A 6,395-nucleotide genomic window follows, 5' to 3' on the forward strand; every position below is an offset into this window, starting at 1 on the left:
TAGGCATCGTACATTTTGATTCATTTTATTATCGACTATGCCGAAGTTAAATTTTTGCATCAACAGTAGGGGCATGTGGTTATCTTGATTTTATCCAACTTGTTTCTCAATATTGTTAATTCAACAATAACTATCAACAATATGGATGCAATTAATATGTACAGGTATGCCATGCCTGTTACTGAGTAGTAGAATGTTATGGCAAGCAGCGCGGCACCAATGGCTATCGCGACCCTACCACGCCATGTTGTGACCCTGAGTGCGCCGACGGCTATTAATAATAGGCTGAGTACGTAATATAGCGAGTCAATTGCATATGCATATTCCATTGCGTTATAGGTCAGTGCAATTGGTTTGTAGTAACCGCTTATGTATGATGCCAAGTACGCGAGCATTATCGTTATTATTGCGACTGCAGTGCTTAGGTAAAGGGCCTTGTGCGGGCTTTTATACCTTGGATGGGTCTCTGTAAGCCACGTGGGTAGTAACCCATCCCTGGCCATGCCGTAGAGCATCCTAGCCGTTGCATTCAGTGTGGCCAGGTAACAACCGAACACACTGAGCATCACACTTACTGCAAACAATATGAGACCAGCCTCACCCAGGTAGTGACCGATTAGTGTGTATACGGGGTTTGGCCCCATGCCCTCAACCTCATTTACGAAGTTATTAATTGATGATTGTGAGTAACCAATGTTGAGTATTATGGCGTATGTAACGAGTATGTACAGCACACCCATGAGTACTGTAGCCCAAAGGGTGCTTGTCGGCACGCTCCTCCTGGTGTCCTTAACCTCCTCGGAAATCTGCGTGCTAACTTCGAAACCCATGAAGTAGGTTATGGCAAAGACCAACCCACCCGATAATGCCATTAGGATACCGCCTGGGCTTGTTTGGTATGTGCCCTGCACCGTGAACGGTAATATGGAGAGCCTATTTATGTTTGCCGCAAAGGATAGTACTACGAATAATAGGAGAATTGCAATCTCAATGCTTGTTAGTGTCATTTCAGTCCTAATGCTAGGTCTTATGCCGAGCACTGCGGGTACTAGGGCAAGGACTATGGGTATTGGGAGTAGGATTAATGGGTTTATCGGGTGGCCGGTGATTGCGTACATGCCCTCGGTGCCGAGGTATGCGAAGGCTATGGCTATTGAACCAACACCAATTATGCTGTAGAACACCGTATAAACAATACCGTTGAAGAAACCAACCTTGGAGTTCAATGTATTTGTTACATAAGCATAGAAACTGGCGGCGTGCGGGTATTTGCGTGCCATCACGAATATTGAGTAAACTATTGCTAAGACGCCAAGTAATGTTAGTAGCATTGCCAACGGTGAGGCGGCGTATGCATAGCTCATTATGAATGCAGCACCACCTGCAATGCTATAAGCCGGCGCCTGCCCAGCCAATGAATTATACAACGAGCCGAGGAAGCCCGTAGCATCCCTCCTAAGTTCCCTGCTTATGGTTTCAGTCACGTGGGTTCTGTAGGCTTTGAGTATTTATAGTTAATTAAACGTTTAATAAACAGTTATTTAAATTATAATAAACAATTAATTATGTTTGCGCCTTCTTTGCCTACGGGACCTACATCCAGTATTGGGTTCTTTATCCATGGCCACATTTCTCTGCCTTAGATGTTGTATCAGCTTGGTATTTTATTGATAATCCTCGCCGTATTGATACCAATAATAGCCATAGTGCTCGCAATAGCGGCTGGGGTATCTTCGACCCCATCCTCTAATGTTGGTGGTGCCATTGTCATATTCCCAATAGTGCCAATACCCATATTGATAACCTTTGGAAAACCAACCATAACGCAACCCCTGATATGGCTTACATACGCGATCTTCATCATATTCCTAGCCCTGATAATATTCTCGATAGTGCAGTTTTATAGAGCGAGGAAGGAGGCAATGAAGAGGTGGCAGGAAGAGCATAGGTAGAACTAAAATAATAACTTAACTCGTCTGAATTTAATGAGGCTTTCTTGGTCGCCTGTGGAGCTGGTGAGTAGATTGGCGAGGAGGGGTATTACGTATAACTTCGCAAGCGGTGCACCTGATGTTACGGTATTACCCATAGATGAGGTACGTAGATCCTTCGAGAATGTTTATGAAAAGTATGGAACGCTAATACTGGCTTACCCGGGTGCAGGTGGTTTAAAGGAACTACGTATTGAATTGGCTAAGTACTTAAGCAGGGTGTTAGGCATAAGGGCTAGCTGGAGAGATATAATAGTGACGGCTGGTGCCCAGCACGCAATTAAACTATTATCGCAATTAATGATTAGGAGGGGCACCGTTATCTACACAGAGAACCCTACCTTTGTCGAAACCGTAGCCCCCATGAGATTTCAGGGAGCTAGGTTAATCGGAGTTCCCATGGATGATGAGGGTATGATAACCCAGGAATTAGAGTCCCTAGTTAGGAAGCATGGACCTGGCATTATCTATACAATACCTAATTGCCACAACCCAACAGGCGTTTCCTTATCCAGGGATAGGAGAAAGCATCTGCTCGAGATAGCCGAGAAGTATAATCTCAAGATCATAGAGGACGACCCATACACATCACTTTACCTAAACACACAACCATCACTTAAGTCTGTTAATGATGATGTCATATACGTTGGAACGCTATCGAAGGTTCTAGGGCCCGGCTTTAGAATAGGCTTTGTAGTGGTTGGTGGTGCTTTACGTAATAATTTAGAGAAGCTCGAGCAACACGACTTCGCCTCATCAACATTGACCCAATACCTGGTTTATGACCTATTAAGGAGGGGTGTTGCCGAAAGGGTTATTGATGAGGCGCGTGGGTTGTATTCCAGGAAGCTTGGGGAATTGGTTGATTCCTTGAATCATTACTTACCTGGCTCTCTCATGTTCAATCCATCATGCGGATTCTACGCCTTCATAAGCACAAAAATCAACGCTTGGCATTTATTGAGGAAGTGCACAAAGGCGGGAATCGCCTTCGTACCCGGTGATAAGTTCTACGTAAGTGATGGTAGACTTGATACTGCCAGGTTGAGCATTGGATCCATAAGAATTGACCTAATAAGGGACGGCATTAGGACCTTAAGTAATGTTATAAGGACAATGAGCACCAACATCACTTAATGATCACGTAATCACCTGAACCATCCTTCCCACCCTCCAACCCCCTCAATATTCCCATAATCAACACTAAAAGCGTTAATAGGACGAATATTATCAATAACGTCTTAATACCCAGGGAGTTAAGGTATGGGCTTGGCGACCTGATAGCTAGGGCTGATTATATATTAGTTAATGACTCAAGCATCGAGGAATTTAAAGACAGAGTTAGAAAATTACTTAACAGCCTTCTGACGCTCAATAAGGCCCCTTAATGCATTCAGTAACTCATCAATAGGCCTATTAACAACGGCCAGCGGTATCCTCTCCCTCCTGGCAATCTCAATACCCAAATAATCAGGTCTCTCAACACCATGCATAACAACAACCGCAGGCCTAATACTCGTGAACGCGAGCATCGACTTTATGGCAATCATGGGCGACCTCCCATACCTAACATTGGCGAAGATAGCCGCCCTCTGGGTTGTTCCTCCATAGAGCTTTAAATACTCGTGCGCTGGTACGTCAAGGACAAGCTTTAGGCTATCAACCACGGTGTATCCATGAACATCCACATAACCCTCAGGTGCCACCGCTAGGGTAGCACCGATGGCGCCTATGAAATCCCCAATCTCTATGGGTTTGTCGAAATCCCTCATGTCGATGATAGCCTCCCAAAACCTCTCACCACCGGTCTGCCTACTCAATATGTATAATTTCTGGCCACCCTTCTCCAGCTCGTAATCAATCAATGCCTTAACAACCCTCTTAATGAATTGGGAGCCTGGTGACTTCCTACGCCCAGACTCATAGTCGCTAATTACGCTAGGCGATGTACCAAGCCTAGCCGCTAACTCCGCCTGGGACATCTCGAAGAATTCACGCCACCTCCTAATGCTCCTTCCAGGATTTTCCGAAAGCACTATATCACCTGCAATCCTAATCATTATGTCCGTGATAAAACCCTCATACTCAGTCATTAAGAATTAGCCAATAGTCTAGTATTTATGTATTAACTGATGATAAGACTAACACCGGTCGACTACTGTCGTAATAATCATAAATAGGTGTTTTACATCTATATTGTTTAATGTATAAATAATAATTGTATTCTCTTCCAAGGAAGAACTTATAAATGAACTCCTGATCATTAAGTAACGTGTCTTCACAACAAGCATCCGCCAATACGCCAACTGCAGCAGCAACTGTGGGAAATGTGACTATAACTAAACCACCCTTAAGCGCGCCCATAAGGCGAACATACACATTTAAGGTTAAAAGGTATGATCCAGAAAGAGGTAGTTATTATTGGAAGGAGTATAGCGTTGAGCTTACAAATCACGAGACTGTACTCGATGGATTATTAAAAATAAAGTGGGGAGTGGATGCTACCTTATCCTTCAGGTACAGCTGTAGGATGGGTATATGCGGCTCCTGTGGCATGATAATAAATGGAACACCAAGGCTTGCCTGTGAGACGAAACCCTACGATTTAGGCACTGACGTGATCACGATAGAACCACTCAGTAACTTCGAGCCAATTAAGGACGTGGCTACAGACTTCTCAGAGTTCTTCGATAAGCATAGGTCTATTAAACCATGGTTGATTAGGAAGGATGAGAAGGAGCAATTCGAAAAACTTGAGTCGTACTACCCACAAACTGAGGAGCAGCTTAATGAGTACCTCGAGTTTGCATACTGCATTAAATGTGGCCTCTGCTACTCCCAGTATAATTTCGCCATCACTCCACGGCCTAACCTCCTTAAATAACGGTGGTAGTATTGGCCACTCAATGTTGTCACCGGGTCCATGGACTGACGAGGTTGGTCTATCCAATAGGCTGTGCTCGCCGTACCTCTCGAAGAACGTTGTGTCTGGTATCACTAAGTCGACGCAGGGCACAGATCCTCCGTAGAATGTATCAACTTGTGCCACGAATGGTATCCTATACCTACCATCACTGTCCTTCATCCTGAGTAATCCAAGGTCCTTATCTAAGTCGTAGGCGTTGTCCCAGTATTCGTTGGTTATGTGCCATAGCAGGAACTCAATCCTGTACGGCCACTCAAGGCCAGCATCTATGTTAACTGCAGTATAACTCCTATGCAGCGGGAATGGGAACTCCCAGCTGAAGGCCCTATCAATGAGCAGTGGATGCCCATTCTCATCAACGACCATTTGGTCTGGCGTGTATACAATGACCTTTGTGGTTACGTGTATCGCCTTTGGATATGGAACCTTCTCAACACTTAGTATCTGCACTGTACCATCATTGAGAATCCTCTCCTGAATCATCGTACCACCCGCAACCCCAATGAGCTTCTCACCATTTGGTCCAGTGTATAGGCTTGGGTTGGAGTTGTAGTCATCCTGTGTGATATTCATCCTTGGATCAGGTGGGGTTATATATGCTGGCCAATAGTCACCGTCGGGTATAGGCCATGGAGCTGGTGACTTGTAGGCGAACCCACCTGGTGTGTCTAGGGCACCAACTAATGCAAATAACAGAGCAAAAGCCCTTGCGGTCTGGAAACCGTTGGTATGCGCAGATATGCCCCTCATTATGTATGCCGAGAATGGTGTACCGATATAGTAATCGTGCTCCCTACCTAGGTAATCAGTCCACTTAGCCTTAACCGCTACCCTACCGTAGTTGAGTAGGTTCACTATTTTCTGCGCCAACTCCCTAATCTTATAAGCAGGTGGCGTTCCCCAAGTGGCCTCAACGTTCTCCGGACTCCACTTATCCTGCAGTGCTATCTCCTTGAGTATGCTGAAGGCGGTCCTAACGTTTAGTGTTATGGTTTGGTCCGAGTCGGGGGATACTGGTATTGTTATTGTTCCCTGCCACTCCAGGACTGGCTCAACACCGTTTTGCCAGGGTATGTCGGTGAATGGGTAGAGGTTGCCATCACTACCCTTGACTATTGGCACCCAGTCACCATTCTTGTTCTTCATCCTCGCGAATAACCCAACGTTGGATGCCTGTGGTGGTATTATTGAGCCGTCCGGGTTAGTTATGACGAGCCAGGGTGCGTTCGTGTACCACTTAAGGTAGTCCTCATCGATTGAGTGTATCCCCTGCTCCCTCATTTTGAACAGCTCATGTATTACGGACCAAATCACCATGCCGTCTGTGCCTGGTATTACAGGTATCCACTCATTGGATACCTGCGCGAAGTTGCCGATCCTCTCCGGCGACATGTATATGACTTCACCACCGTTCTGTATTACCTTGATCACCTCACGCCTCGCTATTGTTGGGAAGTGGTCCTGGGTCACGCCGGCTA

At 45.5% G+C, this 6,395-nt stretch carries 5 protein-coding genes; 3 read left to right on the forward strand and 2 right to left on the reverse strand.

The window, feature by feature from the left end; translation table 11 throughout:
* Positions 1 to 59: 59 nt before the first annotated feature.
* On the reverse strand, positions 60 to 1,484 hold the full coding sequence (locus B7L70_RS12755) for an APC family permease (RefSeq protein ID WP_081228484.1): 1,425 nt from the start codon (positions 1,482 to 1,484) through the stop codon (positions 60 to 62).
* Positions 1,485 to 1,643: 159 nt separating this feature from the next.
* Between B7L70_RS12755 and B7L70_RS12760 the strand changes: the two genes are divergently transcribed.
* Together B7L70_RS12760 and B7L70_RS12765 are read left to right on the forward strand one after the other, a co-directional pair.
* A complete protein-coding gene (locus B7L70_RS12760; RefSeq protein WP_101940308.1) occupies positions 1,644 to 1,952 on the forward strand; it encodes a hypothetical protein in 309 nt (102 codons plus the stop codon).
* Between the two features lie 33 nt (positions 1,953 to 1,985).
* Complete coding sequence (locus B7L70_RS12765) at positions 1,986 to 3,128, forward strand: PLP-dependent aminotransferase family protein (RefSeq protein WP_081228486.1); 1,143 nt, start codon at positions 1,986 to 1,988, stop codon at positions 3,126 to 3,128.
* A gap of 212 nt (positions 3,129 to 3,340) precedes the next feature.
* Here B7L70_RS12765 and B7L70_RS12770 read toward each other — a convergent pair whose 3' ends face one another.
* Positions 3,341 to 4,084, reverse strand: a complete 744-nt coding sequence (locus tag B7L70_RS12770; RefSeq protein ID WP_081228487.1) for a helix-turn-helix domain-containing protein — start codon at positions 4,082 to 4,084, stop codon at positions 3,341 to 3,343.
* Positions 4,085 to 4,320: 236 nt separating this feature from the next.
* On the opposite strand from B7L70_RS12770, the gene B7L70_RS12775 reads away from it, so the two are divergent.
* Complete coding sequence (locus tag B7L70_RS12775; RefSeq protein WP_238376271.1) at positions 4,321 to 4,875, forward strand: succinate dehydrogenase/fumarate reductase iron-sulfur subunit; 555 nt, start codon at positions 4,321 to 4,323, stop codon at positions 4,873 to 4,875.
* The last annotated feature ends 1,520 nt before the right edge of the window (positions 4,876 to 6,395 follow it).

The organism is Vulcanisaeta sp. EB80 (genome assembly GCF_002078205.2).

Bases quoted from the DNA above. Each gene is read 5' to 3' on its own strand.
- B7L70_RS12760 (WP_101940308.1), top strand. From the start codon at position 1,644: ATGTTGTATCAGCTTGGTATTTTATTGATAATCCTCGCCGTATTGATA.
- B7L70_RS12765 (WP_081228486.1), top strand. From the start codon at position 1,986: ATGAGGCTTTCTTGGTCGCCTGTGGAGCTGGTGAGTAGATTGGCGAGG.
- B7L70_RS12770 (WP_081228487.1), bottom strand. From the start codon at position 4,084: ATGACTGAGTATGAGGGTTTTATCACGGACATAATGATTAGGATTGCA.